This is a genomic window from Nitrobacter vulgaris, from assembly GCF_031453995.1.
In the GTDB taxonomy this organism is placed as follows: Bacteria; Pseudomonadota; Alphaproteobacteria; order Rhizobiales; family Xanthobacteraceae; genus Nitrobacter; species Nitrobacter vulgaris.
Window position 1 is genome coordinate 104,534 of sequence record NZ_JAVDPZ010000003.1, and the last position, 25,165, is coordinate 129,698.

Annotated in this window: 20 protein-coding genes; 10 read left to right on the forward strand and 10 right to left on the reverse strand. The window is 61.8% G+C overall.

The window, feature by feature from the left end; translation table 11 throughout:
* Window positions 1-45 precede the first annotated feature (45 nt).
* The 3 genes from GGQ85_RS02635 to GGQ85_RS02645 form a co-directional block, all read right to left on the reverse strand.
* Entirely contained in the window at window positions 46-972 is a 927-nt protein-coding gene (locus GGQ85_RS02635; protein WP_309773252.1) for a 4-(cytidine 5'-diphospho)-2-C-methyl-D-erythritol kinase, read from the reverse strand.
* Window positions 973-1,103: 131 nt separating this feature from the next.
* The gene (locus GGQ85_RS02640; RefSeq protein WP_309773253.1) at window positions 1,104-2,885 is read right to left on the reverse strand and encodes a tetratricopeptide repeat protein; all 1,782 of its coding nucleotides are present in this window, start codon (window positions 2,883-2,885) and stop codon (window positions 1,104-1,106) included.
* A gap of 323 nt (window positions 2,886-3,208) precedes the next feature.
* On the reverse strand, window positions 3,209-4,870 hold the full coding sequence (locus GGQ85_RS02645) for an electron transfer flavoprotein-ubiquinone oxidoreductase (RefSeq protein ID WP_309773254.1): 1,662 nt from the start codon (window positions 4,868-4,870) through the stop codon (window positions 3,209-3,211).
* A gap of 149 nt (window positions 4,871-5,019) precedes the next feature.
* On the opposite strand from GGQ85_RS02645, the gene GGQ85_RS02650 reads away from it, so the two are divergent.
* Window positions 5,020-5,874 (forward strand): uracil-DNA glycosylase, encoded by an 855-nt coding sequence (locus GGQ85_RS02650; RefSeq protein WP_309773255.1) that lies wholly within the window; start codon window positions 5,020-5,022, stop codon window positions 5,872-5,874.
* A gap of 9 nt (window positions 5,875-5,883) precedes the next feature.
* Here GGQ85_RS02650 and GGQ85_RS02655 read toward each other — a convergent pair whose 3' ends face one another.
* The 5 genes from GGQ85_RS02655 to ypfJ form a co-directional block, all read right to left on the reverse strand.
* Complete coding sequence (locus GGQ85_RS02655; RefSeq protein ID WP_309773256.1) at window positions 5,884-7,389, reverse strand: glycosyltransferase family 39 protein; 1,506 nt, start codon at window positions 7,387-7,389, stop codon at window positions 5,884-5,886.
* Window positions 7,390-7,625: 236 nt separating this feature from the next.
* Window positions 7,626-8,357, reverse strand: a complete 732-nt coding sequence (gene rnhB, locus GGQ85_RS02660) for a ribonuclease HII (RefSeq protein WP_309773257.1) — start codon at window positions 8,355-8,357, stop codon at window positions 7,626-7,628.
* 126 nt (window positions 8,358-8,483) lie between these two features.
* A complete protein-coding gene (locus GGQ85_RS02665; protein ID WP_309773258.1) occupies window positions 8,484-9,644 on the reverse strand; it encodes a PA0069 family radical SAM protein in 1,161 nt (386 codons plus the stop codon).
* A 66-nt stretch (window positions 9,645-9,710) separates the two neighbouring features.
* A complete protein-coding gene (gene moaB / locus GGQ85_RS02670; protein ID WP_079447610.1) occupies window positions 9,711-10,274 on the reverse strand; it encodes a molybdenum cofactor biosynthesis protein B in 564 nt (187 codons plus the stop codon).
* A gap of 192 nt (window positions 10,275-10,466) precedes the next feature.
* The gene (gene ypfJ, locus GGQ85_RS02675) at window positions 10,467-11,390 is read right to left on the reverse strand and encodes a KPN_02809 family neutral zinc metallopeptidase (RefSeq protein WP_079447611.1); all 924 of its coding nucleotides are present in this window, start codon (window positions 11,388-11,390) and stop codon (window positions 10,467-10,469) included.
* Between the two features lie 539 nt (window positions 11,391-11,929).
* Between ypfJ and GGQ85_RS02680 the strand changes: the two genes are divergently transcribed.
* Complete coding sequence (locus GGQ85_RS02680; RefSeq protein ID WP_309773259.1) at window positions 11,930-13,060, forward strand: site-specific DNA-methyltransferase; 1,131 nt, start codon at window positions 11,930-11,932, stop codon at window positions 13,058-13,060.
* Window positions 13,061-13,213: 153 nt separating this feature from the next.
* On the forward strand, window positions 13,214-13,900 hold the full coding sequence (locus GGQ85_RS02685; RefSeq protein ID WP_079447707.1) for a glutathione S-transferase family protein: 687 nt from the start codon (window positions 13,214-13,216) through the stop codon (window positions 13,898-13,900).
* Window positions 13,901-13,934: 34 nt separating this feature from the next.
* Here the strand turns inward: GGQ85_RS02685 and GGQ85_RS02690 are convergent, their stop codons facing one another.
* Window positions 13,935-15,155, reverse strand: a complete 1,221-nt coding sequence (locus GGQ85_RS02690; protein ID WP_309773260.1) for an A/G-specific adenine glycosylase — start codon at window positions 15,153-15,155, stop codon at window positions 13,935-13,937.
* Between the two features lie 169 nt (window positions 15,156-15,324).
* Here GGQ85_RS02690 and GGQ85_RS02695 point away from each other — a divergent pair, with 169 nt between their 5' ends.
* The 4 genes from GGQ85_RS02695 to GGQ85_RS02710 all read left to right on the forward strand — a co-directional run bounded on the left by GGQ85_RS02695 (window position 15,325) and on the right by GGQ85_RS02710 (window position 21,470).
* A complete protein-coding gene (locus GGQ85_RS02695) occupies window positions 15,325-15,804 on the forward strand; it encodes a DUF721 domain-containing protein (protein WP_309773261.1) in 480 nt (159 codons plus the stop codon).
* A gap of 104 nt (window positions 15,805-15,908) precedes the next feature.
* Window positions 15,909-16,571, forward strand: a complete 663-nt coding sequence (locus tag GGQ85_RS02700; protein ID WP_079447615.1) for a DsbA family protein — start codon at window positions 15,909-15,911, stop codon at window positions 16,569-16,571.
* 306 nt (window positions 16,572-16,877) lie between these two features.
* Window positions 16,878-20,384: a chromosome segregation protein SMC gene (smc, locus tag GGQ85_RS02705; protein ID WP_309773262.1), complete on the forward strand. Its 3,507-nt coding sequence runs from the start codon at window positions 16,878-16,880 to the stop codon at window positions 20,382-20,384.
* Window positions 20,385-20,426: 42 nt separating this feature from the next.
* Complete coding sequence (locus GGQ85_RS02710; protein WP_309773263.1) at window positions 20,427-21,470, forward strand: small ribosomal subunit Rsm22 family protein; 1,044 nt, start codon at window positions 20,427-20,429, stop codon at window positions 21,468-21,470.
* Between the two features lie 11 nt (window positions 21,471-21,481).
* Here the strand turns inward: GGQ85_RS02710 and GGQ85_RS02715 are convergent, their stop codons facing one another.
* A complete protein-coding gene (locus tag GGQ85_RS02715) occupies window positions 21,482-21,835 on the reverse strand; it encodes a YbaN family protein (protein ID WP_173816017.1) in 354 nt (117 codons plus the stop codon).
* Between the two features lie 264 nt (window positions 21,836-22,099).
* Between GGQ85_RS02715 and GGQ85_RS02720 the strand changes: the two genes are divergently transcribed.
* From GGQ85_RS02720 to GGQ85_RS02730, 3 genes are all read left to right on the forward strand, one after another.
* Window positions 22,100-22,660, forward strand: a complete 561-nt coding sequence (locus GGQ85_RS02720; protein ID WP_079447618.1) for a LemA family protein — start codon at window positions 22,100-22,102, stop codon at window positions 22,658-22,660.
* 210 nt (window positions 22,661-22,870) lie between these two features.
* The gene (locus tag GGQ85_RS02725; RefSeq protein WP_309773264.1) at window positions 22,871-23,983 is read left to right on the forward strand and encodes a M48 family metallopeptidase; all 1,113 of its coding nucleotides are present in this window, start codon (window positions 22,871-22,873) and stop codon (window positions 23,981-23,983) included.
* Window positions 23,984-24,299: 316 nt separating this feature from the next.
* Window positions 24,300-25,058: a P-loop NTPase family protein gene (locus tag GGQ85_RS02730; protein WP_079447620.1), complete on the forward strand. Its 759-nt coding sequence runs from the start codon at window positions 24,300-24,302 to the stop codon at window positions 25,056-25,058.
* Window positions 25,059-25,165: the final 107 nt, after the last annotated feature.

Below are 25,165 nucleotides of genomic sequence, written 5' to 3' on the forward strand. Positions count from 1 at the left end.
CGATGATGTCCGCCCGTGCCGCGGAATGAGAACCGTCAAGCTCCGTCACGAGCCGCCGCCCAGCATCCCCACATGAACCCACCATTGCGGGCGATCGAGCCGGATCGTCTGCGCGGCGTGATGCGCATCCGCCTCGTCGCTGAAGATCGCAAAGCACGTCGCGCCCGAGCCCGACATCCGTGACAGCCGCGCGCCGGTTGCCCGCAACCTCGCCAGCACCTCACCGATCACCGGCTGAATGCGGATCGCCGGTGCTTCGAGATCATTGGTGCCGTCCGACAGCATAGTGAGCCAATCGTCCATCGGAGCACCGGCCTTTGGCCACACGATAGCCTCGATCACATCGTTGACGCCGACATTCAGTTCACCTTTGCGAAGGCCGAGTGCGGCGAAGACCTCCTTTGTGGCGACGGGAACGCGGGGGTTGACCAGGACAGCGGGCATCGCCGGCAGATCCAGCGGCAACAACGATTCGCCGACGCCCGTCATGACGCAGCTTGCCGAGCGGACACAAACCGGCACGTCGGCGCCGGTCAGTCGCGCCGTCTCCAGCAATCGCGGATCGCCCATCGCAATGCCGTTGACCCTCGCCAGAAGCCGCAACGCCGCAGCCGCATCAGCTGATCCGCCGCCGATACCGGCTGCGACCGGCAAATGCTTGTCCAGCGCGAAGGCGCCTGCCTTCAGATTTGCGACCCGTTCGCTGAATAGCCGCGCCGCCTTAAGAATGAGATTATCGGCTGTCTGGCCGCACTCCTGCGCCCGCGGGCCGCCAGCAACCAGCGATAGATCCGCGCCCTGTGTCAGCGTGAGACGATCGACGCAGTCGGCAAATGCCACCACGCTTTCGAGATCGTGAAAACCGTCGGCGCGCCGGCCTACGACCCGCAGCGTCAGATTGACCTTGGCGCGCGCCGTCTCGCTCAGCGCCGGTGTGGCCGTTTCCAGATCCGTAGCGCCGGTGACGATCATAGCGGATGTCAAATCCAAAAACGGCACATGAATCAAATGATTTTTGCGATTGCGGCGGGCGTGGTTCGCGACGGAGGTGTAACTTTCGCAAGCGACGCCGCCACGATGGCCGGGGTGCGCCGCCGCCCTTCTTAGCCGCCCTTGCCGTCATCCTTCTTTTTGTCCGCCGAGGCGGCTGACGGAGTTTCGTCCGCCGGCAAGCCTTTTTCGATCTTCGCCTCGATTTTCGGCAACTCTTCGGCTTCCGGCTTCAGGTCGCGCGCGTGCGCCCACTGAAATCTTGCTTCCAGGGTCCGGCCGACGCGCCAGTAAGCGTCGCCAAGGTGATCGTTCACCGTCGGATCCTCGGGCTTGAGGTTGATGGCGCGCTCCAGCGTCTTGACCGCCTCCTCGTAATTGCCGATGCGGTAATAGGCCCAGCCGAGGCTGTCGACGATATAGCCGTCGTCCGGCCGCTGATCGACGGCGTGCTTGATCATCTTCATGGCTTCATCGAGATTGAGGCCGCGGTCGATCCAGGAGTAACCGAGATAATTCAGCACATGCGGCTGCTCGGGCTGAATCTCGAGCGCCTTCTTCATGTCGGCTTCCGCCTTGCCCCAGTTCTTTGACCGTTCTTCGCAGATACCGCGGAAATAGTAGTAGACCCAATTCGGCTTGCCCTTGGTCTCGGCGATGACGTCGATGCCTTTGCCGTAGGTCTTTGCGCAATCGGCAAACTTCTTGCGGCCCCGCTCGACGTTGCCGAGCGCCATGATGGCTTCCAGGTCGCTCGAATCCTGCTCCGTGACACCCCTGAGAATTTTGATCGCCTCGTCGCTGCGATCAACGGCATCGAGATTAGTAGCAAGTTGAATCTGGGCATTGCGCTTCAGCGGGGAATCGACCGGTACACGCTGATAGACGCCGATCGCCATCTCCGGCTTCTTCACTGATTCATAGAGATCGGCGAGTGACAACAGCGCCATTGAATGATCGGGCGAGAGATAAAGTGCGAGCTGCAAATAGACCAGAGCCAGGTCCTCGCCGCCGCGCCGGGTCAGAGACGCGCCGATGCCGTAAAGGGCTTCGGCGGCGCCGGTTTGCGGCGAGCTGACGAGTTGCGGCAGCTTCTTGCCGGCCTTGATCTCTTTGATGCCTTCCTGAATCAACGGATGCCGCGCCAGCTTTTTGTCGAACGCCTCATACACGGCCAACGCCGCAGCGCCGTCCTTGTTGCGCGACAGCCACCGCGCATAGGCATCGGCCACGCGGAGCGCCGAATCGTCGAGTTTGTAAGCGCGCTCGAGACGAGCGCCGGCTTCTTTGTTCCGGCCCGCAAGATCGAGCAACATCCCCAAATGCAGATCCTTGAAGATCGGGTACCATTCCGGACCGGTCAGCGCGTCAATGTTGGCGACGGCCTGTTTAGTGTCGTCCGCGCCATAGTCGGCCCAGCCCGCCAGCAGAGTCGCCACGAGATCGGTGATCGGTCCACGGATGGACTGTTTGATATTTTTTTGGGCGACCGCGTACTTCTTCAACTTCAGATTATGGACGCCGACAACCAGCCGCGCGACCCGGTTGGATTTATCGATAGCGAGAATGCGGTCGGCCAGCTTCACGGCGATGGCGATATCGCCTTCGGCCAGCGACGAAATGAACGCGCGATCCAGAAGCTCGTTGTTTTTTGGATCGGTACGCAACGCCGAACGATAGAACGTCGCCGCAGACATGGCGTCGCGCTCAACGCTGGCATGGCGCGCAGCGAGATAGCTGCCCGACGTCGTCATGGTGCGCAGATCCTTGGCACTCGGAAATTGCGCGGTTTCGGTCGGATGGTCCGGCGTCTGAGCCGCTACCGGACCGGACGGAGCCAACAATGTCGCAGCAGCGACAATCATCGCCAGGCGATTGAGACGAATGGACAACATCGGGATTCGCGTAGCTCCAGATTTCACGGCACGAACATCAGGGTTTTCAATATGCAACCCGGCCGGCACCATTGCATGATCCGCTTCTAACATTTGCGCCGCGTTTCAGCGAGTGTCTTTGCAAATGCGAATCAAGGAACGCTCGCAAGCCCGGATCGGGGCTGGATTGACATTTGTTGTCTGGTATTCACCACTGACCTCAACCAGCCGCGCGACAATGGCGCGTTTGACCTCCCGCGGCAAGGATCGGCGGCGACCCAACCGCTTGCATCGCCAAGTATGGCGTTATCAGGGCCGTGCTCATAATCGCAGGCATCCGCAGATCACATCGCCTCGTAGTTGGGTCCACCGCCCCCTTCTGGCGGCACCCAGGTGATGTTGCCATTTGGGTCTTTCACATCACAGGTTTTGCAGTGGACGCAGTTCTGCGCGTTGATCTGATAACGCACGGTCGAGCCTTCCTCCACCCATTCATAAACGCCGGCAGGACAATAACGGCTCGACGGACCAGCATACACGTCGTGTTCCGAGGTCTTCTGCAGGGTCATATCGGCGACCTTCAAATGAACCGGCTGATCCTCCTCGTGATTGGTGTTGGAGAGGAACACCGACGAAAGTTTGTCGAAGGTCAGTTTGCCGTCCGGCTTCGGATAGACGATCCGCACATGGGCTCTGGCTGGGTCGAGCGTCTGACCGTCCGGCTTTGCGTGCGGCCAAGTTCCCAACAACGAGAACCCAAACAAAGTGTTGGTCCACATGTCAAGGCCGCCCAACGCCACCCCGGCAAGGGTGCCGAACTTCGACCATAACGGCTTGACGTTACGGACCTTGAACAGATCCCTGCCGACCGCGGAACCGCGCCAGGCATTCTCGTACTCGGCGATCTCGTCGTTGGCGCGCCCGCTGCCGAGCGCCGCAGCGACGTGCTCCGCAGCCAGCATTCCGCTGCCCATTGCGTTGTGAATGCCCTTGATGCGCGGAACGTTAACGAATCCCGCCGCGCAGCCGATCAGCGCGCCGCCCGGAAAGGTTAGGCGCGGCACCGACTGGTAGCCGCCCTCGGTGATGGCGCGCGCACCGTAGGCAAGCCGTTTGCCGCCTTCGAACACGCTCCGGATCGCGGGATGGGTCTTGAACTGCTGGAACTCATCGAACGGTGACAGGTACGGATCGTCATAGTTGAGGTGAACCACGAATCCGACGGCGACGCGATCGTCGTCATAGTGATAGAGAAACGAGCCGCCGCCGGTGGAATTGTTCAGCGGCCAACCGAATGAGTGCTGGATCAGCCCGTTGCGGTGCCGGGCGGGGTCGACCTGCCAGACCTCCTTGAAGCCGATACCGAATTCTGGCGGTTCACTGGTCTTGTCGAGCGCAAATCTCGCATTCAACTGCTTGGACAAGCTGCCCCGGGCGCCTTCCGCGAACAGCGTATACTTGCCGAGCAGTTCCATGCCGCGTGTGTAGGAACTCTTTCGCGAGCCGTCCCGTGCGACGCCCATGTCGCCGGTCGCAATGCCGCGCACCGCGCCATCGTCGTTGTAGAGCACTTCCGTTGCCGCGAAGCCGGGATAGATTTCGATACCGAGCGCTTCCGCTTTCCGCGCAAGCCAGCGGCAGACGTTGCCGAGCGAGCCGATGTAGCAGTGATGATTGTTCATCAGCGGCGGCATGAGGAAGCCGGGAAGCCGGATCGCGCTACCCCGCGTCATCCAATAGAACCGGTCGTCTTTGACCTGCGTCTTGAGGGGGCAATCGAGATCGTTCCGCCAGTCCGGCACCAGCTTGTCGAGCCCGGCAGGATCGATCACCGCGCCGGACAGGATATGGGCGCCGACCTCCGACCCTTTTTCAACGATGACGATACTAAGATCGGAATCGAGCTGCTTGAGCCGGATCGCCGCCGACAGGCCGGATGGTCCCGCGCCAACGATAACGACATCGAAATCCATCGACTCGCGCGGTGGCAATTCGTCGCTGCTCATGTTCTGCTTCCGCAACCGGCGACCTTCGCGTTTGTAATGCTTCTGCGGCTTGTTGTTTCCGATTTTTTACTCGAGAACAACCAGGGAAAGCACCTGCGTTCCACGCAGACCCCCTTGCAGGTTAGTGTCCGGCAAATCGTGGATCCCACATGACATCAGATCAAGCGACCACTGTGCGGGAACTCCTGACCTTCTATCTCGAAGCGGGGGTCGACTGTGCGCTGGGGGATGAACCGATCGACCGCCTCTCCACGCCTGATCTGACACCTCCCGACCGGCCAGCCGCCGCTGAGGCGGGAACCGCTCCCGTCGCGGCACGGCAGCCGCCTCGCCAGACCGCCACGGCAGCACCTCGCGCCGGAATTGCCCCGCCGCCAGACATTGCGATCGAATCCGCGCGCGAGGCCGCCCGCACCGCCCCCTCACTCGACGCTCTGCGCGCCCTGCTCGAGAGCTTCGAGGGCTGCGCGCTGAAATTCACCGCTTCGCGACTGGTCTTCGCCGACGGCAACCCGCAGGCGCGGCTGATGTTCGTCGGCGAGGCGCCGGGGCGCGACGAGGACATCGAGGGCTTGCCGTTCGTCGGCCGCTCAGGGCAACTTCTCAACCGGATGATAGGAGCGATCGGCCTCAAGCGCAGCGACGTCTACATCGCCAACGTCATTCCATGGCGCCCGCCCGGCAACCGGACGCCGACGCCGCAGGAAACTCAGATTTGCCTGCCGTTCATCCGACGTCAGATCGAACTGGTGAACCCTGACGTTCTGGTCACCCTCGGCAATCCCTCAACGCAGACGCTCCTGCAGACCCGTGAGGGAATCATGAGAACCCGCGGCAAATGGTTCGACTACGACACCGGTATGCGAACAATCCGTGCGATGGCGACGTTCCATCCGGCATACCTCCTGCGCTCACCGTCCTACAAGCGGATGGCGTGGCTGGACTTATGCGCCGTCGCCGGGGCACTGGAAGATAAGACGCCGGAGCAATCGGCATCCACCTGAAGGAAGGCGTTACAGCGCTTTCGGCCGGACGATGGCCCAACCGATCCGCAATAAAGGCAGCCGGCCGTTGACGAGACGCCCAAACGTGCGCGGAATCTCCGGCACAATGCCCGGAAACCGCTTGGCAATGGCTTCGGGCGGCGTACCCGCGGTGTCGGACGCTCGCCAGACCACGACCCCGCCGAGTTCGTTGAACTTTGCCGGCGTTATCCACGGCGTGCGCTCGGGACTCGCATCGAGCAGGAGATGGGGTCGCGAGGGACCGAGCGCGACGAGGGCCGCAAGCAGCGGATCGCCCGCGACAGCCGGCAGCGGGCGATTGGTGCGACGCTCGAAATTCTCGCCAAAGAAAGCGCCGATGGCAGATGCCGGGATAGATGTCGCAACCTCGGTGTTGGCGAACCACGGCTGAACGATGACAGTCGCAATCACAGCCAGCGCCGGAGCCACGACGACGGCGAGCCACGCCACGCGAAGTACACGCAGGCGGCGTAGATGGATGAGATCGCCGGAAAGCAGGACAACCGCCAGACCAGACATCGACAGCGCAATCGGTGCGCCGCCGATGACGTGATCGACCCCGAACAGGGCCGCCACCAGACTTCCGCCGAGGGCCGGCGCGAGGGCGAAGGCATAGACGAATGTCTGCGCCAACGGATCCACTGGCGGCCGCACGATCACCGGCGCGTCCTCAGGCTTCCGATTGACGAAACTGGAATTGAGGACAACCAGCAGCAAAAGGCCAGCCGTCGCGAACACGAGCGCGAGGAGCAGTTCGCTCCAGCGCAACAGCCGCAAATGCAGTTCGAAAATATCGGGCCAAGGCGGCGCGCCGAGTGCGTCCGCGCGCACCAGCCAGATCAGGTAGGGCAACGCGAGCACCGCGATCACCAGCAGCGCAAACAGCGGATCGACCGAACCCAGGGCATTTCGGCCCCGTTCCGTCGCCAAGGCGAACACGGTGAGGGCCAGCAACAACCCGGCGGCAGCCGGCGTGGTCAGCAGCAGCAGACCGGCTTCGATCGATAGCGCGAACCATGCATTGCGGCCTTGCCCGACGATCCGCCAACCATGCAGCAACAACAGCGACCACAGCGGCAGAGCGAGCACCGACGGACCGAACGTCAGGCCGGGCGCCCCGTACGCGGTGACCGTCACGGTCAGCAAAACCGCCAGAACAGCCTGCTGGCTACCGACGATAGTCCGGGCCAGTTCGAACAGAACCCGGAATGCAACGATGAAGCAAAGCTGCGACAGCAAGTAGACGCCGAAAATGTGGTTGCCGGCTGCGCGATAGGCGATGTCCGCGAGCCAGAACGCGAGAGGCGGCCCGAGATCCGTTCCGACCAGATATTCCCGGCCAAACGCCAGCGCAGTCGCAAGATCACCTGGCGGAGCCGGATACAGCAGCAAGGGCACCAGCAGCCACATCGCTGCCTGAAACAGCACCACGATCCAGAATACCAAAAGCGGTCTGGCGCGGATCAGTTCGACGACCAGCGATGTGAAGCGCATGAAGGACCTGATGGCGGCGGGTCTTGCGGAGTTCTTAGAGCATGATCCCGAAAAGTGGAAACCGGTTTTCGGATAAGATCATGCTCGATCAAAAAGTTAAGGCCAGAGTCCGATTCAACACAGTTGAACCGGGCTCCGAAGTGCGCGGGAGTGAGGCGGCTGCGAGTGATACGGCGCATGAGCCGGCGAAGCAACCAGCCTGCCAAGTCAGATCTACCACGTCAGATCTTACCAGGTCAGATTGCCGCCTCGACCGCTCCTCGGGTCGACGTTTCGCTCGCGGAGACGCTTTCCCCGGTGGGTGACGCGCGGTGACGTTCGCGCGCCGCAACAACCGGCGCAAAGAAGCTGCGATGATGAGGGCTTGGCCCGAGACGGCCGAGCGCTTCGAGATGCCCGGGAACCGCGTAACCCTTATGTGTCTCGAAGCCGTAGCCGGGGCAGTCCTGCGCCAGCTTGCACATCAGCCGGTCGCGCGTGACCTTGGCAACGATCGAGGCGGCGGCAATCGACAGCACGAGCCCGTCGCCGCCGATCACCGGCTCGCACTCGCAGGCGATCTCGATTCTGTCGCGACCATCGACGAAGACGTGCTTCGGCGTGTCCGGCAACGCATGGACCGCGCGCGCGAGCGCCCACAACGATGCGCGCAAGATATTGTCGCGGTCGATCCGTGCGATCGGCGCGCAGGCCACCGCGAAAGATGCGGTCGCCACAATTTCCTCGAACAACTCCTCGCGGCGCGCAGCGGTCAGTCGCTTGGAATCGTCGATGCCTTTGGGAATACGCTTCGGATCCAGCACGACCGCGGCGGCAACCACCGGTCCTGCCAATGGCCCGCGCCCGACCTCGTCGCAACCCGCGACCGGCCAAACGCCACGCTGCATCAGCCCACGCTCGCGCCGGAAGCTCGGCTGCGCGACGGCCGGCGATTTCCCTGGCTGGTCCCTGGATTGACCCCGAATCATTCGGAGATAGTGCGGGTGGGGAAACCCGGAGACAATGCCGAAACGGATTTATGCCCGCTCTCCTGAAGCGTCTTTCAAGTCAAAATGGCTACCGGTTTGCTCGTCCCGCAACGGCCTCAGCTCTGCTCAGAACAGGCTCAACTGCTGTCCGCTGCTGCATTTTGGCTTGGCGAAATGGTCCATCGTCAGCTTTGAGCGCTTCTTATTGAGCCCAAGTTTCTCGCAAGCGATCTCGAAGCGGCGGCCGATCATCCAAGCGATCGGTCCCGCGCCCTTCATCCGTGTACCCCATTGTGAATCGTAATCGCGGCCATTACGCATATCGCGGATCAGCGTGAACACATGACGGTAGCGATCCGGATAGCTCGCCATGAGCCATTCGCGGAACAGGTCGCGCACTTCCCGCGGAAGGCGCAGCAGCACATAGTTGGCTTCCCTGACGCCGGCATATGCAGCAGCATCGAGAATCCGCTCGATCTCGCAGTCATTCAGCGCCGGAATTACGGGGGCCACCATCACCGTGGTCGGAATGCCCGCTTCCGACAGTTTGCGCAGTGCTTCCAGTCGCCTCATTGGCGTCGATGCCCGCGGCTCCATCGAGCGCGCGAGCCGGGAATCGAGCGACGTCACGGAAATCGCTACCTTGGCGAGATTGCGCTTCGCCATTCGCGCAAGGATATCGATGTCGCGTGTCACCAACGCCGATTTCGTGACGATACCGACCGGATGCGAGGCGCGCTCGAGCACTTCGAGAATGCCGCGCATGATTTTCCGGTCACGCTCGATCGGCTGATAGGGATCGGTGTTGGTTCCGATCGCGATCATCTTCGGCTCGTAGCCCTCCGCGGCCAGTTCCTTCTCCAGCAATGCCGGTGCGTCCGGCTTCGCGAACAGCTTCGATTCGAAATCCAGCCCCGGCGACAGGCCAAGATAAGCGTGGGTCGGCCTTGCGAAACAATAGACGCAGCCGTGCTCGCAGCCCCGATAAGGGTTGATCGAGCGGTCGAAACTGATGTCAGGCGAGTCGTTGCGGGTGATGACTTTCCGCGCGGCGTCAACAGCAACCGTGGTTTTGAACGGCGGCAGATCGTCGAGGCTCTGCCAGCCATCGTCGAACGCCGTTCGCGCCTCCGTCTCGTATCGACCGCTGACGTTGGATTGCGCGCCGCGCCCCCTCCGCCGCTCATGATCGATTGCGACCTCAATCTCGGCAAAGGGCGAGGCGGCCGCCGATGCGGGGGGCGGCGTGACTGGCGGATACCTGCGGGCGAGAGAGGCGCTGCTCATAATGAGAACATAGCACCAAATCGGAACAAATCAAGAACATAATGTTCTGCCCCAATCAATCAGCTATCAGGCCGACGCTCCTTTCGCCTTCGGCCGGCGAAGATGTTCATCCAGCCGCGGCATGATCTCGACGAAGTTGCAGGGACGGGTGCGGTAATCAAGCTGGTGCGCGAGGATACCGTCCCAGCCGTCCCGGCAGGCGCCCGGGGATCCCGGCAAGCAGAAGATGAAGGTGGAACCTGCGGTGCCGGCGGTTGCGCGGCTCTGGATCGTCGAGGTGCCGATTTTGGCGTGACTCAGCATGTGGAAAGCAATCGAAAAGCCGTCCATCCGCTTGTCGAATAGCGGCTCGACCGCCTCCGGGGTGACGTCGCGCCCCGTGAAGCCGGTGCCGCCGGTGGTGATGATGACGTCGATGCCGGGGTCAGCAATCCATCTTTTCATCAGGGTGCGGATCGCCTCGACATCGTCGATGACGATCTCGCGCGCGCCGAGCTTGTGACCCGCGACGGTCAGCCGCTCGGACAGCGTCGCACCCGACTTGTCCTCTTCAAGCGAGCGCGTGTCAGAGACGGTCAGCACCGCGATGTTCAGAGGGACGAAGGGCTTTGTCTCGTCGATGGACGGCATGGCGGTCCCGTGATCAAGGCGCAGCGCGCTCCCTCTCCCCGCTCGCGGGAAGAGGGTTAGGGTGAGGGGCTGCCGACGTTGCAAAGAGCCCCTCATCCGAACTGCTCAGGCGCGCATTTGCGCTGCCGAAAAGTTCGACCTCCCTCCGCAACCACGGGGAGAGGTAAAAGGAATTGAGCTTTGCCAACACCATTACAAATCGTCCGTCGCGAAGGTGTTGCACGCTTGCACGCTGCCCTGCTGGTAGCCGATCATGAACCAGCGCTTGCGCTGCGCCGCCGAACCATGCGTGAACGAATCTGGCACCACGCGGCCAGTCGCCTGCCGCTGCAACGTATCGTCGCCGATCGCCGTTGCCGTGGTCAACGCGGCGTCAATATCGCCCGGTTCGAGGAAGTTCGGACGCTTCTTCGCCTCACGATTGACCCAAACGCCGGAAAGGCAATCCGCCTGAAGTTCGACTCTGACCTGCAGTTCGTTCGCCTCTGCCTTGCTGCCGGCCTGCTGCTGCAATCGCGTCACCTTCGGGAGAATGCCGAGCAGGTTCTGAATGTGATGCCCGGCCTCGTGCGCAATGATGTAAGCAGCGGTGAACCTGCAAGCGCTGCCCGAGCAGCCACGGAAGCGCGTTTCCACCTGTTTGAAGAAATTGGTGTCGAGGAAGATCTGCTTGTCCGGCGGGCAATAGAACGGTCCCATCGCGGACTGCGCCATACCGCAGCGACCGCCATTTGTGGCATTGCGGAACAGCACGATACGGGGGCCGGAATAATTTTGCCCGCTGGCCTGAAAGATTTCGTGCCAACGATCGTCGATCTCACCCAACACGCCGGAGATCATCTTGCCCATATCGTCGGTCGGCGCACCGGACTTGCCAGGTGACGGGCGGTCGTCCGTCTGATAGCTCGGCGACTGGCCGCCGCCGGTCAGGATCTCCGCACCTCCGATGAGGAGGCGCGGATCGATGCCGAATGCATAGCCGACCAGGCCGAGGATAATAATGGTGCCGATGCCGAGGCCGCCGCGTCGACCAAATCCACCGCCTCCTCCGCCGAATCCGCCATCCTCGCGACGGTCGTCGATGTTGTCGCTCTGGCGAAAATCGTCATCACGCATGAGGTCCGTCCTCGTGTCCGATCGATCGCTAACCTAGCCGCAAGTGGCGGCGCCCAATTCAAATTTTCATCTCGTTATTCAATAGCCTGCCCGGCAACAATTGCCTATAGCGTTTTCGAGCGAAGTGACATCCGGTTCGCCTGAAGAAAACGCGTCTAATCAAAAAGATAGTGCCGCTAATTCGAAGTTCGCGACGATAATCTGATGCGAACTTCGGATTCCACGCGGGCACCAATGGCTCTATAATTTAAGCGTGGTTCAGGTTCAGAAAAACTGACCTGGCGGCTTGCAAAATACCACAAACGAAATTCTTTCCATCAGCGCCGACGATGAAACCACGACCCGCCATCGCGGGCGGACCAAATAATGGTTGCGCGCACCAGCTTTTGAAACCCGCGCATCATTGCCAAACTTGCATTTCGCCGAACGAAAGCTCTCTACAATTAAGTCGATTTTTACTTTGGCAAGTCACTGTAGCGCCAGTCGGTTGTTTGGTCCCGCGTCGCCGACAGCGTCGCCTGAGTCAGAGTATTCGAGTCATGGGTGTGTCGCGTCGCGGGGCGTCTGCAAGGGCGCCCCGCACCAAATTTGACTCTCCCGCATCGCGCATCATTGTTGGCGACTGCGTCGCCGAGATGTCGAAGCTTCCATCCGGATCGGTCGATCTGGTATTTGCGGATCCCCCCTACAATCTGCAGCTCAAGGGCGAACTCAAGCGTCCCGACGAATCGCACGTCGATGCAGTAAACAACGACTGGGACAAGTTCTCGTCTTTCGCTGCTTACGACGATTTCACCCGCGCCTGGTTGCTCGCATGCCGCCGCGCCATGAAACCGTCGGCCACCATCTGGGTGATCGGATCATATCACAACATCTTCCGCGTCGGCGCAATCATGCAGGATCTCGGCTTCTGGGTGCTGAACGATATCGTCTGGCGCAAGACCAATCCGATGCCGAATTTCCGCGGCCGCCGCTTCACCAACGCCCATGAAACCATGATCTGGGCTGCGCGCGATGAAAACGCCAAAGGCTACACGTTTAACTACGAGGCATTGAAAGCCGCCAACGAGGACGTGCAGGCGCGCTCGGATTGGCTGATTCCGCTGTGCACCGGTAACGAGCGATTGAAAGACAAGGACGGCCGCAAGGTTCATCCGACCCAGAAGCCCGAGGGTCTGCTGGCACGGGTACTGCTCTCGTCGTCGAAGCCTGGCGATCTCGTCATCGATCCGTTCAACGGCACCGGCACCACAGGCGCGGTCGCCAGACGTCTCGGCCGCAACTATATCGGGTTCGAACGCGACCGAACCTACGCGGCCGCCGCCGAGAAACGCATCGCGGCGATCGAACCGCTTCCCGAAGCTACCCTTGCCCCTTTCATGACGGCGCGCGAGGCACCGCGCGTGGCGTTTTCCGAATTGATCGAGCGCGGCATGATCTCGCCCGGCGCGAAGCTCGTCGATGCAAAGAAGCGCCACGGCGCTCTGGTACGCGCCGACGGGGCCATCATGCTCGGTGACAAGGTCGGCTCGATTCATCGGATCGGAGCGATGGCGCAAGGCGCAGGCGCGTGCAACGGCTGGACCTTCTGGCACATCGAAACCAGCAAAGGTCTCCGGCTGATCGATGAGCTGCGGGCCGAAATCCGCAGCCAGATGGCGGCAGACTGAGGCGTTCCGAACGCGCTCCGTCCACGCATCGGATAGCCGCGCGGTAAGCGCCAAATCCTCGGTTGCATTTAATCGAAAAATCCTAGCATGGAATGGCTGCTCGCGGACAGCCAGCCGCGTCCCCAACTCATGCCAAGGACAAAGGGGCTTATGATGCTCAAGTTCTATTTCAATGGCGCGCCAAATCCGAACAAGGTTGCGCTATTTCTGGAAGAAGCCGGCCTCCCCTTCGAACTCGTGCCGATCGACACCCGCAAGGGCGACCAGTTCAAGCCGGAATTCCTGAAAGTGAATCCGAACGGCAAAGTACCGGCGATCGACGACGACGGCGTGGTCGTATTCGACAGCAATGCCATCCTTCTTTACCTCGGCGAAAAGACGGGCAAGTTCATGCCGGACAACACGCCGGCCAATCGCGCGCAACTGCTGTCGTGGATGATGTTCATCGCGAGCGGCCTCGGGCCGTATTCCGGGCAGGCCGTGCATTTCAAGGACTACGCGCCGAAGGGCATGGACTATGCGGTCAACCGCTACCTGTTTGAGGCGCATCGTCACTACAAGGTTCTCGACGATCATCTCGCGGGCAGCCGCTACATGGTCGGAAACACATATACGATCGTCGATATGGCGTTCTGGGGCTGGGCGCGCATGGCGCCCCGCATTATCGGCGAGAGCAGCGTCGCCAAATATCCGAACTTCAAGCGGCTGCTGGACGAGGTCTCGGCGCGCCCGGCCGCGGCCAGAGCGAGCGTGCTGAAGGACAAGTTTACCTTCAAGACCGAGAACGACGAGGACGCTTTGGGCTTCCTGTATCGCCACATGAAGACGAAGGTGGCCTGATCCGTCGCTTCATGAGGAATAAAGACCCTTCGGCTCACGCCGGAGGGTCTTTTTGTTGCTTGCGGCGCTTTGCAGCTACACTGACTTCCTTATCCTCACCTAATCCATGCGCGATGACCTTGCGCATCAGATTGGGCAACGCCTCATCTTTCAGTCGCGCGATCGGCACCCAGCGCATGCCGTCAGGCATCGCGATCCGCGCAGTAACGGTTGCGGTATAGACAGCAAGCTCCAGCGGAAAATGCGTGAAAACATGCGTGACCGTGCCAGCCTTGCGCTGCCAGCGCGGAGCGCTTTCAAGGCATGGCGCCTGCTTCAGAGCAGCCACATCATCCTGCGCGGCGAGCCACGTCGATGTCGGAACTTCGGTCATGCCGCCAAGCAGGCCTTTTGCCGGCCGCGTGCGGACCAGCACGTCGTTGCCACGCCTCACAACGAAGGCCGCGCCGCGCCGCAACTCGCCCGCTTTCTTCGGTATCTTGCGAGGAAAGATCTCCTGATCGCCGCGAGCTCGCGCGGCACAATCATCGTTCAGCGGGCACAGCACGCAGGCAGGTTTCTTCGGCGTGCAAATGGCGGCGCCAAGATCCATCAGCGCCTGCGCGACATCTCCGGCGCGTGTCTTCACGTCGTCAGCACGGCTCTTGCCGTCGCGACCAGCGCGGCTCTTGCCTTCGCGCCCGGCTCGCGAGGGTCCGAGCAACGTCGCGGCAAGCGTTTGAATGCGCCGCTTCGCCTTCGGCAACGGCTCGTCCACAGCGAACAGCCGTGTCACAACCCGTTCGATATTGCCGTCGACCGGCATGGTGCGGCGATTGAAGGCGATGGCGGCGATCGCCGCCGCGGTATAGGGACCGATCCCCGGCAGCGCCCGTAAGTCCTCTTCCGTATCGGGAAATCGACCGCCGTGATCGCGCAGCACCGCAACAGCGCAGGCATGAAGATTGCGCGCGCGCGAATAGTAACCGAGCCCGGCCCACATCCGTAAGATATCGTCGAGCGACGCGCGCCCCATCGCCTCAACGTCCGGCCAGCGCGCCAGAAACTTCTCGAAATAAGGCCCGACCGCCTTCACGGTCGTCTGCTGCAGCATGATCTCGGACAGCCAGATCCGATAGGGATCGATAGCCTCGCCGGGCAGCGCGCGCCACGGCAGCCGGCGGCGGTTACGGTCGTACCAGGCCAGCAGCCGCGTGGGACGGCCCGTTGGCGCAGGAGCTTCCCTTCGCTCGTTGTTTTCCACGGATAGCGCCATTTACCGACTCGAGGCGTTCGACGACATTCTCTCACCGTCATGCCCGCGCCTGTCGCGGGCATCCACGTCTTTATTCGTTCCGTACGCGGATGGCTGGAACAAGCCTAGCCATGACGGCATATTTTTCAACCGCATCCCAAATGAGAACCAACATGCTATAAAAGCGGTGATGTCCAAGCCCGGCCCGATCTCAGCCAAGCCGTTGTCGGCATTGCTCGGTGATGTCTTCTCCGATGCCTATGCGCGGCAGGGATTCGCCTCACGCGAACTGGTGACCCGCTGGGCGGAAATCGCCGGACCCGAGATCGCCGCGCATTCCGAACCGATGAAGATCCAGTGGCCTCGTCCGATCGAGGGGCAGAAGCAGGAACCGGCGACGCTGGTATTGCGGGTCGAAGGTCCTGTCGCACTGGAAATCCAGCATTCCTCCGATGTCATTCTGCAAAGGGTCAATCGGTTCTTCGGCTGGAACGCGGTCGGCCGGCTGGCCTTACGCCAGGCCCCTTTGTCGCGCAACTCCGTGCGGAATGCCTCACGGCTGCCCGACGCGACGGACGTGGCACAGGTGGCGGAAACGCTGTCCTCTATCGAGGACAACGATCTGCGTACGGCGCTGGCGCGACTCGGCGCTTCGATCAAGTGGAATTGACGCGATGGTGGAGCACACCGACAGCGCGCCATTGCCACAATTCTGGTTTCAAGCTAGCGAACAATTGTCGTCAGGGCGCTTGCGCCGTTTTCGGGAGAAGACCGTTGATCATTACGCGCCGCGCCGTTAATGCCGCCCTCGCATTGGGCGGACTCGCCGCCTTCGTAGGTCTTTCGCCATTGCGCCTGATCGGTGAGGCCATGGCCCAGAGCGCCACCGCCACAGACGTGGCCAAACCCGTTTCGCTGCCGGACATGGCGCTCGGCCCCAAGGACGCCGTCGTCACTATCACCGAATATGCCTCGATGACGTGTCCGCATTGCTCGCGGTTCGCGGAAGACGTGTTTCCGAAGATCAAGACGGACTACATCGACACCAACAAGATTCGCTATGTGTTCCGCGAGTTTCCGCTCGACATCAAGGCCGCCGCCGGCGCGATGCTGGCCCGCTGCATCGCCAAGGACGACGCGGGAAAATATTTCGCCGTGATCGACACGCTGTTCAAGTCGCAGGACACATGGACCGGATCAAATACCACGGAATCGCTGAAACTGATCGGCAAGCAGACCGGACTTACGGGAGATGAGGTTGAAAGCTGCCTGAAGGATCAGGCCTTGCTCGACAAGATCGCGGCCGACCAGAAATACGCCAATGAGGTTTTGAAGGTGAATTCGACACCGACGTTCTTCATCAACGGCGACATGGTGAAGGGCGAGATCGCATTCGAGGACTTCAAGAAGAAGATCGATCCCTTGTTGAAAAACTGAGGGTAGCAAAACAAACGTTGGCGGACACCGGCTGAGGTTCCAGGGTCTTTCCACTTCTGGGGAATCAGAAGCGGAACTTTATGGTTTGATCTGACGCGTTTTCTGCACGCGAACTGATATCCACTTCGCTCGAAAACGCTATAACCCCTGCAAAAGCCTTTGGAAAAGCTTGTTTGCGCGGTTGCTCTGGTACGTCGCTATCGCCATTGTCGAACCTCGCGAGGCGCGCGACTCAGGGCTGCTGACAGTACGTGTGGTATTGTGGCTGTGGGCTGATTCGCGTCTTGCAAGCACAGTAGAGTGTCCATGAAACTCACGCGCCTTCGCCTTCACGGCTTCAAGTCGTTCGTTGAACCCACCGATTTCGTGATCGAGCCCGGTCTCACTGGCGTGGTCGGGCCGAACGGTTGCGGCAAGTCCAATCTGGTCGAGGCGCTGCGCTGGGCCATGGGCGAGACCTCGTACAAATCGCTGCGCGCCGCCGACATGGACGCGGTGATCTTCGCAGGCAGCGGCAACCGTCCGGCGCGTAACCACGCCGAGGTGGTGATGTCGATCGACAATTCGGATCACTCTGCGCCATCCGCCCTCAACGATTCCGAAGCGCTAGAGATTTCGCGCCGGATCGAACGCGAGGCCGGCTCGGTCTACCGTATCAACGGTAAGGACGTGCGCGCCCGCGACGTGCAGATTCTGTTTGCCGACGCAGCCACAGGCGCGCGCTCTCCGGCGCTGGTGCACCAGGGCAAGATCGGCGAGATCATCCAGGCTAAACCCGAACAGCGACGCCGCGTGCTGGAAGACGCCGCCGGCGTGGCCGGCTTGCATGCTCGCCGTCACGAGGCCGAGTTGCGGCTGAAGGCCGCCGAAACCAACCTCACTCGCGTCGAGGACGTGATTGGCCAACTCGCCGGCCAGATGGAGGGGCTCAAGAAGCAGGCGCGGCAGGCGATCCGTTATCGGGACGTCGCCGCGAAAGTGCGCAAGGCGGAAGCGATGCTGTTCCACCTGCGCTGGCTCGAAGCTCAGGCCGAGGTGACGGAAGCCGCCAGAACCCACGACCTCAATGTCCGCGAGTTGGCCGAACGCACCCGCGAGCAGGCCGAAGCCGCCCGCCTCCAGGCGGAACGCGCCGCCGAACTTCCGGCGCTGCGCGAGGCGGAAGCCCGCGCCGCCGCCGGTCTGCAGCGCCTTACCAATGCGCGCGAGACACTGGATCGCGAAGAGGAACGCGCGAAGGAGCGCGCCGCCGAACTCGATCGGCGGCTGATACAGTTTGCATCCGATGTCGAGCGCGAGCAGCGACAGTCATCCGACGCCGACGCCGCCTTGCAGCGGCTCGATGTCGAGGACGCCGAGCTGAAGGACGAAATCAAATCACGTGTCGAAACGCGCAGCGGCGTCGATGAACGGGCAGCACAGGCGGAAACCACGCTCGCTGCGGCCGAAGCCACGTTTGCTGATTTGACACGGGTGCTGGCCGACCTCACCGCCAGGCGCACCCAGCTTGAATCGAACGTGCGGACCCATCGCGATCGCCTCGCTCGCGTCGATCAGCAGATCGCAGACGTGCAGCGCGAGACCGAAGCGCTGGCGCAGCAGACCAGCGGCTTCGGCGATCTCGATGCCCTCACCGCGGCGATCCAGGCCGCGCAGGAAGCGCTGGCGCAATCGGAAACCCTGACTCGCGAGCGCGAGGCCGAACATACCGCCGCACGCAGCCGACTCGAGGCCGCCCGCTCCGGCGTCGAAGCGGCGCGCGGACCGCTGCAGGACGCTGACAAGCGCGCGCAGCGGCTCGAGACCGAAGCCAAGACCATCGCCAAGATTCTCAACGGCGAAAGCAAAAACCTGTGGCCGCCGATCATCGACGGCATCAATGTCGACAAAGGCTACGAGAAGGCGATCGGCGCCGTGCTTGGCGACGACCTCGACGCACCGGTGGATCAGTCCGCGCCGATGCGCTGGACCGGGGTGTCCGTCACGGCGGACGATCCGGCGTTACCCGAAGGCGTGGAATCACTTGCGGCCCATGTGCAGGCGCCGCCCGAATTGGCCCGGCGTCTCAAGCAAATCGGCATCGTCGCCAAAGAGCGTGGTGCGGAACTGGTTGCCCATCTGAAGACCGGCCAGCGGCTGGTCTCGCTCGAAGGCGACGTCTGGCGCTGGGACGGCTTCGTGACCGCGGCCCATGCACCGACCGGCGCGGCGCGCCGCCTCGCCGAGCGCGCGCGGCTGGCCGATATCGAGAGCGAGATTGAGCGCGCACGCACCGAGGTCTCCGAACGGCGCCAGGCGCTGGAAACGACGCAGCAGGCCGTCGCCGCAGCAAGCCAGGCCGTCACCGCCGCCGCATCGGCTGAGAGCGAGGCGCGCAATGCCTGGCGCGCAGCGCAGCGCGAGGTCGATGCCGCGCGCGAACGTCATGCAAGCGCCGAACGCGAGATCAATCGCCATGCGGCGCGCCGCTCGGCGCTGACCGAAGCGCAAAATCGCCTGACTGCCGACCGCATGGAAGCCGCCGCCGCTCATGAGACGGCGACATCCGCACTCGGCGAATTGCCGCCGAGCCTGGACACCGAGACCAAACTCGGCGAGGTACGGACAGAAATCGACGGCCATCGACGAGCCGCCGCGCAAGTGCGCGCCGAGGCGCAAGCGCTCGCACGCGAAGCCGAACTCGCGGATCGCCGCCTGCAGGCGATATCGGCGGAACGTAACGAATGGCAAACCCGTAAGCAAAGTGCGGCGTCGCAGATCGCGACCATCGAAGCGCGCGTGACCGAGGTCAGAGCCGAGCGCGCGGACCTCGACAACGCGCCGGCGCTGTTTTCAGAAAAGCGTAGCGCGATCATCAGCGAGATCGAGCACGCCCAAAAGGATCGCCGCGACGCGGCCGATACCCTCGCCGCCGCCGAAGCCGTGATGGCAGAAACCGACCGCGCCGCGAAAATCTCGCTTGAGTCGCTGTCAAGCGCACGCGAGGCTACGGCGCGCGCCGAAGAGCGGATGGACGGAAGCAAGCGGCGGCTCGAGGATACCGAACGCGAAATCCGCGACATGCTCGAGGTCGAACCCGACGCGGTGGCTTCACTGGCCGAAATTCAGTCCGGCGTCGACCTGCCGCCGCTGCCGGAGATCGAGGCGGATCTCGAAAAGCTGCGCCGCGACCGCGACCGTCTCGGCGCCGTCAACTTGCGCGCCGAAGAAGAATTGCGCGAGGTCGAAACCCAACACACCTCACTCGCTACCGAGCGCGACGACCTCGTCGAGGCCATCAAGAAGCTGCGCACCGGCATCCAGAGCCTCAACCGCGAGGCGCGGGAGCGGCTTCTGACCTCGTTCGAGACCGTCAACACCCATTTCAAGCGGCTGTTCACCGATCTGTTCGGCGGCGGCGAGGCCGCGCTGCACCTGATCGAGAGCGACGATCCGCTGGAAGCCGGCCTTGAGATCATCGCCAAGCCGCCGGGCAAGAAGCCGCAGACGTTGTCGCTGCTCTCGGGCGGTGAACAGGCGCTGACAGCACTGGCGCTGATCTTCGCAGTGTTCCTCACCAATCCGTCACCGATCTGTGTGCTGGACGAAGTCGACGCGCCGCTCGACGACCACAACGTCGAACGGTTCTGTAATCTCCTGCACGAGATGACGTCGTCCACGGAGACGCGCTTCATCATCATCACCCACAATCCGATCACCATGGCGCGGATGAACAGGCTGTTCGGCGTCACCATGGCCGAGCGTGGCGTCTCGCAACTGGTGTCGGTCGATCTTGAAAACGCGGTGAAAATTCTCGACCAGAACGTCGCGTGACCTCTTCCTTCTCCCGTCGCGGGAGAGGGAACAAAGACCGCCATGATCCCGCCCGATCTTCCTGCCGAACTGAAGGCTGCCTTACAGCGGAAAGCGCAGGGTCTGACCCGCAGCGATGCCGCAGCTCGCGCGGCCGCGATATCGCAAACGTATCGGAGCGGCGGCGGTTCAAGCACGATCCGAGACGAAACTGACGCACTGGCCTATGCGCTGGCGCGGATGCCCGCGACCTATGCGGCCGTGGTGGCCAGCCTCAATGCGCTTCGCGAGATACGCCCACAGTTTACGCCGGTCAGCCTGCTCGATGTCGGTGCTGGCCCCGGAACGGCGACATGGGCTGCTGCGCAGGCGTTCGAATCCCTCGACGCATTCTCGGCGATCGACGCCAATCCGGCGCTGCGTTCGCTCGCACTGGACCTCGCTGCCGATGCGGTGCGACTGAACGGCCTCAGCTATGTGCAACACGACGCGTCAGCCGGGCTTCACAATGCAGCCGAGAGCGCCGATCTTGTGCTCGCGAGCTATGTCATCGGCGAACTCAGCGCCGATCGGCAAGCCGCGCTCGCTGATTTGATGTGGGCGGCGACGCGCGACACGCTAGTGGTTGTCGAACCCGGCACGCCCACCGGCTACCGGCGAATCCTCGATCTGCGACGCCGGCTGGTCGCGCAAGGCGCGTATGTCATCGCCCCCTGCCCGCATGACGGCGAGTGTCCGCTCATGTTGTTGTCAAGCGAGGCAGGCATTTCGCGTGAAGACAATGCATCAAAACAAAAAGCTGTGGCGGACTGGTGCCATTTCGTGCAGCGGCTACCGCGGTCCCGCGCGCATAAGCAGATCAAGGGCGTGGAGCTTCCTTTCGAGGACGAAAAATTCAGCTATGTCGCGTTGGCCCGAACGCCCGCCCGACAACGTCCGGCACGGGTGCTGGCGCCGCCCCTGATCACCAAGGCCGCAATGCGGATCAAGCTGTGTCATCCCGATGGGAGCGCCGGCGTCGCGACATTTCCCCGTCGTGACAAGGCCAGCTATTCCCGTGTGCGCCGCGTCGGCTGGGGCGACGTCGTCAACCTGACCGAGACGTGATTATTTGAAAATTAGGACGGCCGCGAGAAGACGTAGATCAGCCCGCTCAGCATCAGAAGCACCACCGCCGCCGTGAGCCAAGGGCCGGGATGGCTGCCGAACCAGAATCCCGCAAAGCCGATCGCCATGCCGCCAAGCGCCATCAGCTTGGCCTTTACGGGGATCGCGCCGCGCTCGCGCCAGCCACGTAGCAGCGAGCCAAAACGCGGGTGCTGCAACAGCCAGTTTTCAAGGCGGGGAGAAGAGCGGGCGAAACAGGCGGCGGCCAAAATCAGAAACGGCGTCGTCGGCAGCACCGGCAGGAACGCGCCGATAAAGCCGAGCGCGACGAAACAGATACCCAGCACCAGAAAAATGCCGCGCATTATTCGCGACGTGCTAGTGCGCGGATCGACGGCACTAGCCACGCCCGCGCCGAAAGATTGCTCGTCCACGATCATGCGCTCGCCATCCTGATCCACCACATCCACACCCTACATCTGCTTCACACAGAACAAAATACCGAACAACTTGAACTTTTCTAAGAGTTTTCCCGACCAAAGGGCGCCGTCTCCCGGCGGAACCTGCCGTTCGCGCGGAATATCGTCTACGGTGACCGCGTTCGCGTCCTCTCATCAGGAGCTTTTCTCATGTCGACCGGCTTGATTGTTCTCGGCGTCATCGTCGCCGTCGCTGTGTTCGCGCTTGTCGCCTATAACCGGCTGGTCGCACTCAGCCAGCGCGTCAGTCAGGCCTTCGCCGACATCGATGTGCAGCTCAAGCAGCGTCACGACCTGATCCCGAACCTTGTCGAAACCGTGAAAGGCTATGCCGCGCATGAGCGCGGGACACTGGATGACGTCATCAAGGCTCGCAACGTCGCGATGTCGGCGCAGGGGCCGGCGCAGGTCGGCGCCGCCGAAAACCAGTTGAGCGGCGCGCTTGGCCGGCTCATCGCGTTGTCGGAGGCTTATCCGGATCTCAAGGCCAATGCCAATTTCCAACAGCTTGCCGGCGAACTGTCCGACATCGAAAATAAAGTCGCCGCAAGCCGTCGTTTCTTCAACAACGCCGTTCAAGAGTACAACACCGCTATCCAGCAACTGCCGGCAGCGTTGTTCGCGGGCACGTTCGGCTTCACGCACAAGGAGTTTTTTGATCTCGGTGCCAGCCGCGCGACCGTAGAACAGACGCCTCAGGTGAAATTCTGAGGCTTTTGCCATGGATCGAAGCGGGCAGAACGGACTCTCCTTTCCGTTCTTCGGAGATGGAGACGGCTATCCAATCACCGGGATCGATTTTGTCGTTGGCTCGATCCCTTTCCGATTTTGTTGCATCCCCCTCTCCGTCCTTCACCCACTGCCATCCGAGGGAAGGAAACGGATCGTCTGCGTGACAAGCGCTGCAAACGGATTCGCTTAATGGCAGCTTACGGTCTCTACACCCACATCGCGTCGAACAAGATTCGTTCGATGTTTTTGCTCGCCGGGCTGTTCGTCCTGATTTATGTAATGGTGTTCGCCGGCGCGCTGATTGCCGAAGTGTTTCGACGCGGCGCAGACTACCCGGCGGCGTTCTACATCACCATCGCCTGGCATGACCTGATCGCCGCCCTCCCCTGGGCAACAGCAGGTTCGGCGCTGTGGATCGTGATCGCCTATTTCTTCCATCAGTCGATCATTGATGCGGTCACCGGCGGCCATGATGTCACCCGCAAGGAACAACCGCAGCTCTACAACTTGCTGGAAAACCTTTGCATCTCGCGCGGCATCCCGATGCCGAAGCTGAAGGTGATCGATACCGACGCGATCAACGCTTTCGCTACCGGCCTCAACCGCCGTCAATATGCGATCACCGTCACCACCGGCCTGATGAACCAGCTTAACGATCGGGAGATGGAAGCGGTGCTTGGTCACGAACTGACCCACATCCGCAACGGCGACGTTCAGTTGATGGTGGTCGCTGTCATCATCGCGGGCGTGGTCGGCTTCGTCGCGGAATTGTGCTTCCGCATCTTCTTCAACAGCGGCGCGCGGATCGGCGGCGGTTCGTCGCGCTCATCCTCCTCCCGCAACGGCGACAGCAAAGGCGGCGGCGCCGTCATCGCCGTGATCCTGGCGATGGTGCTGATCGCGCTCTCCTGGTTTTTATCGCAAGCGATACGGATGGCGCTGTCACGCTCGCGCGAACTGATGGCTGACGCGGGCTCGGTTGAACTGACCAAGGATCCCGACGCCATGATCTCGGCGTTGCGCAAGATCGAGAACCGTGGCGAACTGCCGGGCGCAACCTCGGCCGTGATGGAAATGTGTGTCGACAACCCGCGCCAGGGTTTCGCCGACCTTTTTGCCACCCATCCTTCCATCGAAACGCGGGTGCGCGCGCTGGTGACCTATGCCGGCGGCCACGATCCCGGACCGATGCGGTTGGATACCGAGCGCGCCGCGACCGATCAGAAATTGCCCGAGCTTCCGCCGGGACCCTGGAGCGAGCCGGCACCGCCCGTTCCCGGCCCCTGGAGTCATCGCTCCTGATCTTTATCTTTGCCGCTTTCTAAGCCTGTTTCAGGCTCGCAGGCAGACTTGAGGCTTTCCGCTTCTGATGGAAGCAGAAGCGGAGCTTTTTGATTTGACGCGTTTTCTCCACGCGAACCGGTATCCACTTCGCTCGAAAACGCAAATATAGCCGCCACGAATGCTCAACGGCTCAACGAATTTTGCCAGATTTGACATATCGAATTGAATTCTCCCTCGTTTCTGCCATGGTCCCGCTCCAAGCAACGACTGGGGGGGACAGCCCGGTCGCGCGACCATACGCGGTCACCGATTTCAGCTTGCTCAAAGGGGTCTCATGGCGAAGCCGGCAGTGATTGTGGTTGGCGCGGACAAAGGCGGCGTTGGCAAAACGACCGTTTCCCGCACCATTCTCGACTATTTCAGCGCCAACAACGTACCGACCAGAGCCTTCGACACAGAATCGCCTCGTGGCACACTGAGGCGTTTTCATCCAGATGTCACTGAGATCGTCGACATGACGTCGACCGCGGATCAGATGAAGATCTTCGATACGCTCAACACGGCCAAGGCTAGCGTCACCGTGATTGACGTCCGTGCCGGACTCATGTCTTCGGCTCTGGCCTCGCTTCGCGATATCGGTTTTCTCGACGCGGCGAAAACGGGGCAGATTACCTTCGCGGTATTCCACATTCTTGGCCCCTCCATCGCCTCCCTGGATGAGATCGCGGAAACTGCCAGATTCATGTCCGGTGCCAAATATTTTCTGGTGAAGAATTTCATCAACAACACGAGCTTCTTCGAGTGGGACCAGGCGACCTACAACGCCTACTTCCGCAAGATCAAGGATGCGACCGAAATCACCATCCCGAAACTCAACGAGATGGCGTACGAGCAGGTCGAGGTGTCATCGGTGCCCTTCCTCAGGTTCGTGGCCAACAAGGGACCGAAGAACGAAGCCGCGAACTACTCGTTCGTTCTGCGCGGCTATGTTCGCCACTGGCTCGCCAATGTGTGGAGCGAATACGACCGCATCAAGCTCACCGACATCGTCGCCTCAAAGGAGAAGAGCGGTTCCCGCGCCTCGAACAAGTAACTGATCTTTCCGTCGTTCCGGAACTTATCAGTTGATAGTGGCGCATCAAGAATGTCGGTGGAGAGTTTGTCGGCGTCCTGCTAGATCGGGATCGTCGCTCCGATGTA